The organism is Okeania sp., assembly GCF_983059655.1.
Genome location: NZ_CEZPJD010000639.1, coordinates 1 through 4,693 on the forward strand (window position 1 = coordinate 1; position 4,693 = coordinate 4,693).

The 4,693-nt window shown below is 40.0% G+C and carries 2 protein-coding genes; both read right to left on the bottom strand.

The annotated features are described in order from the left end of the window. Positions 1–13: 13 nt before the first annotated feature. On the bottom strand, positions 14–1,114 hold the full coding sequence (locus AC3DU7_RS25725; protein ID WP_488042126.1) for a PRC-barrel domain-containing protein: 1,101 nt from the start codon (positions 1,112–1,114) through the stop codon (positions 14–16). A gap of 495 nt (positions 1,115–1,609) precedes the next feature. Next, positions 1,610–4,693, bottom strand: a 3,084-nt coding sequence (smc, locus tag AC3DU7_RS25730; protein ID WP_488042127.1) for a chromosome segregation protein SMC, incomplete at its 5' end; no start/stop codon positions are given.

The window sequence follows — 4,693 nt, forward strand, 5'->3', positions numbered from 1 at the left end:
ATTATCCATTGATTTAGTAACCACCAGGTTCTTCTTCATATTCTGGCATCTTAGTTTTCTGAGGAATATTTACACGAGGTGCTTGATAGGGTTTTGGAGCCTCATCATCAGCCCAGGCATCTTTTTCTATATCTTCGTCATATTCATATTCTGAAGCAGGTTTATATTTTTTCTGTTCATATTTCTCCTCTTCATACTCATATCCGTCTGACTCTCCCCAATTATCTTCTTCATACTCATCATAAATAGGAGCTTGTCTTTCCTGACGGGCTACTGGTGGTGCAACAACTGCTTCTGTCTCATAATAATCTTCATAAACTGCTTCTCGCTCTAGCTGACGTGGAGGGGGAGCCATTTCTTCTTCATAGTAGTCATCATAAATAGGTTCAGGTTCAACTACCCTAGGTCTTCTAGGTTCCGGTTCTGCCCAATCTTCATCCCATGCTTCTTGAGTTGACGGTGCTACTGTACGAATAGGTTCACGAGTAGCTGGTTGCCCTGTACCTAATTGATTATCAGGTTTCACAGTGGGAGGATAATATAATCCCTCTTCCTCTTTTTGCCAAGGTGCTTCTCCTAAACCTAAACGTTCTAATACTCCCACTGTTAACTGTTTGAGTTTTTCTTCAGAACCTTCAAACACAATCAAGCGATTTGGCCCACTACTCACAATTTCATCAATTGAGAGTTCATAAGTGCTAATAATTCGCTCTGGAATTTGGGGTATACCAATAGAAGCAATAATCAATGACAAAACTTTGCCATCTCTAGTATCAAACTTGAAACCTCTAACTCTGCCTAAAAGTTCGCCATTTTCTGTGAGTACTTCGCTATTTATTAGGCTACTGTAGGCTTCAGCATCAATATCTTCTTCAACTACTTCTTCATTATCTACTAGGATGACATCACCTATTTCACAGATATTATTGAGAAACATAAACTTAGGTATTCCAGCCACTGCCAATATATTGTCCCGCAGTCCAATAGCTACCACTTCCCGCCTATCAACGTCTACCCATAACTGGCTTACCACTCCTAGGCGTTTACCTTTGTCACGAGTGATTATTTGAGTTCCTAACAGATCGGAGCGTTGGCAAATTTGTTCAAATGTCATTATTGTTTAATCCCGATTCTTAAATAATTAAGTCAAAAGTCAGAAGTCAAAAGTCAAAAATTAAAAATTAAGAGAAATTAATAATTTATACATTGTAATTTATCGATAAAGAATTTAGTAAGACTGAGGCAGTATTATAATAGGTCAAAAGTCAAAAGTTAAGATAAATTACTCATTTCTATATTGTAATTTATTGATTTTCAGTCCACAGGAACTTATTCTCACTCCTGTCTCCTTATTCAAATAGGACTTGCTGAATAAAACTAAAAGTTAGGATAGCTAGGGTAATGGAGCTTTTTATATTCAATTTATCTCCTAAGTTATTGGCTAGTTTTGCCTTAAAACACTGAAATTTTCTACTGAAATTCAAGAAAATTACTTCAGATAAAATGGCCAAAACTGTTTTCTGTTTTCCCCACCTCCGCGTTTCCGCGTCTCCGCGTCCCCGTGTCCTACTCCCACCAACCAATTTATTCAGCAAACCCCAATATAGATTTAAGACCTAGTCATTTTAATCCCTAAAACTTGGGTATGAGCGCCTCTAGCTTGGGTAACACCAATAGTATGCTGGGATGATTCCATCATTGGCCTCCTGAGACTAACAACAATAAATTGAGCTTGTTGTGCCTGTTTTTCAATCATTTTAGCTAATCGCTCCACATTTGCCCCATCCAAAAACATATCCACCTCATCAAAGGCATAAAAAGGAGATGGACGGTAACGCTGTAAGGCAAATATAAAGCTTAAAGCTGTCAAAGATTTTTCTCCCCCAGACATAGAGGCTAATCTCTGGACTGGTTTTCCTTTGGGATGGGCGACTAAATTTAACCCACTGTTGAATGGATCTTCTGTATCATCTAACTGTAGATAACCATCTCCTTCAGAAAGTTGAGCAAAAATGGTCTGAAAGTTTTCATTCACAGCATTGAAAGCCTCAAAAAATGAACGTTGTCTCAAAGTAGTAAAGTTTTCTATTCTTAACAACAGTTCCGTGCGCTCTCCTTCCAGAGTCGATAATTTTTGACTTAGCTCTTCCAAACGTTTTTGGGTTTGGTCAAATTCTTCTAGGGCTAACATATTTACAGGTTCTAGGGCCTGAAGTTGTTTCTGTAGCGATCGCACCTCCTTATCTAATTCTCCCATTTTAATATTTTCCGGCACTTCTGGCACTTGTTCGGGTAACTCTGCCTTTTGTTCTTCTAACTGAGTCCGCAAAGCGACTAACTGTTCCCGACGTCCCTCTTGAGATTCTTGCAGTTTTTGTAGTTGCCATTCTAATTGTTGTTTAGCTAAATAAAGTTCTCGTAGACTTGCCTCTGCCTGGTCTCTTTTTTGTTTTTCTGTGCCTAACTTTTCTTCTGCTTTGGCCATACTTACTTTGATTTCAGCTATTTGCTCGTCTACAACCGATAATTGACTATCTATATCTTTAATATTTTCCCTAGCTGCTAATTCTTGCTCTTGATATTCTGACTGCCGACGAGAAATAGCTTCTACCTTTTCTTGTAAAAGCCTTTGTTGATTTTCCAACTCCTGAAGTTGTTGTTGGGCAGCTCGCCAATTACTCTCCCGCTCTTGTAATACTGCCTCTTGAGACCGAATCATCTCCTGCATTTGTTGCCACTCACTGTGAGTATGAGACTTTTCCAACTCAGCCAAAGTTTGCTTTAACTCTGTTAATTGGACTTCTCGTGCTGGAATTTCTTGGTCTAGGAATGTTAATCTTGTCCGAGCATTGGCTAGTTCCCGATTATTTTTCTCTAATTGCCCTTGCCCTTGCTCCTGTTGTCTATTCAATTTTTGCAATTCTGACTCAATTTGCTCCACTTTGAGCTGAGTTTCTCTAAAATACTGCTTCCCTTCCATCAAAGCTTGCGCCCGCTCCTTCACATCCTCCTTTCTCCGAGAAATCTCTATCTGACAGCGCTCCAAAACAATCTCTATTTCCTGGAGGCGCTGACGATGAACTTCCATTTCCCCTATTTCTGCCGACTCACTACCATCAACCGTGCCAAAATGTAAGCTACCAGAACGACGGGACACACTTCCCCCAGTCATCGCCCCACTGGTCTCCAATATTTCCCCATCCAGAGTAACTATTCGATGTTTACCCAAATACTTTCGAGCATTTGCCAAAGTATCAAATACCACTGTAGAGCCAAACACATAGGCAAAAATATTCTGATAACGAGAGTCACAGTCAATCAAATTCACCGCATAATCAATAAACCCCGCTGCCCCCCAACGCAAACTATCATCACGGTTTAGGCGAGGAGGCCGAATTTTATTCAAAGGTAAAAAAGTCATTCTCCCAGCTCTTTGTCGCTTCAAAAATTCAATCCCGGCAGCTCCCACCCCATCATTTTCTACCACCATATTTCCTAGACGGCCTCCAGCAGCAATTTCTAAAGCCAACTGATATTTTGGTTCTACTCTCCCCAGTTGTGCCACTAAACCACAAATGCCAGAAATACCAGACTGTTGCAGCATTTTAGTGGCATAAGTTCCCGAAGCTTCTTGAACTGCTTGTTGTTGGGCTTCTAATTTATCTAGTTTCCGCTGTCTTTCCCTTTGTTCCTGGAGAAGGCGAGTTTGAGTATCTTGTTGAATTTGCAGGTCTTGTTCTACTGCTGCTAATTGTTTGGTCAAGGATTCTACTTGATAATTGGCGGTTTCTTTTGACTTTTCTACTTTTTTATGGTATTTATTCTGATTTTCTATTTCTACTGCCAGGGCAGCCATAGACTCTTGCTGTTCTTGAATTTGCTTTTCTAACTGATGTATTTGTTCCCTAACTCTTGCTTGTTCGGTCAGTTGGGGGTTAAGAGTTTGTTGTAGGGTTTCAATTTGATGGTGAAGTTGGGCTTGTTCTTGTATCCAAGCTTCAGCAGTAGAGGCAATGGCACTAGCTGACTCTCGTTGTTGGTTAAGGGTTTCCCGTGCTTGGTTACGAGTGGACTCTAGAGATTCGACTTCTTGAGCTTGAACAATTTTGTTTGTGGCTAATATTTCCAAATTTTGTTGATGTTTCTGTATTTCTTGTTGGAGTTGGCTGAGGTTATTGATGGTTTGCTCTATCGTTGCTTCTAATTCTTTATGCTTTTGTTTGAGTTGACGGCGGTCAGCTTCTTGGGTGGCAAGGGTTGATTGTAGAGCTAAAAGTTCTTCTTCTCCCAAAGCTTTAACTTGGACATTGAGTTGGTCTAGTTCGGTTTGGGCCTGTTGAATTTCGGTTTGTTTGGTTTGAATATTTTGGTTAATTTCTGTGGCAGAGCGATCGCCTGACTCTATATTTTCCCTAAGTTTCCATTCTTGTTTTTGGAGGTTTTGCCATTTAAGAATTGTTTGCCAGAGACTCTTTTGTTCTAGTTGACCCCGCAATTCTTGATATTTTTGAGCTTTTACACAGTCTTGGGAAAGACGGTCACATTGTTTTTGCAGTTCTTTTTCTACAATGCGACTTTTTTCTTCTTGTTCTTTCACTAAGTCTAATTTATCTTTGGCCAGGGTAATTTTTCTGTCAAATTGAGCCACTCCTGCCATTTCATCAATAATTTCCCGACGTTCGCGAGACTTCAT

Bases quoted from the DNA above. Each gene is read 5' to 3' on its own strand.
- AC3DU7_RS25725 (WP_488042126.1), bottom strand. From the start codon at position 1,114: ATGACATTTGAACAAATTTGCCAACGCTCCGATCTGTTAGGAACTCAA.